Source organism: Kosakonia sp. MH5, assembly GCF_009935945.1.
GTDB lineage: Bacteria > Pseudomonadota > Gammaproteobacteria > Enterobacterales > Enterobacteriaceae > Kosakonia > Kosakonia radicincitans.
Map to the genome: position 1 here is coordinate 1 of NZ_QODH01000042.1, position 244 is coordinate 244.

The 244-nt window shown below is 47.1% G+C and carries 1 protein-coding gene; it reads right to left on the bottom strand.

The window, feature by feature from the left end:
• The coding region (locus DK872_RS27800; protein WP_237656275.1) for a hypothetical protein at positions 1-244 on the bottom strand (244 nt) is incomplete at both ends.

Here is a 244-nt window from a genome sequence, read left to right on the forward strand (position 1 = left end):
GGACGTGGTTGTATACCTTCACAGATGCCTCAACATTAATAACGTCACCCAGGAAGTAAGAGTTTGAAGGCCTCTCAAAGGACCAGTCATCCATCATGAGCTTCAGGGAGAACAGCAAGACTTCTTCACCAGCCTCCGTTGAGGCATAAGGGACCCAAGTTGGCTTCAAGGCATTACCGCTGACATTTTGAAACCTTTGATAATGGCATTGAACACCAATAACTGCACCACCTGCACGGGTAAT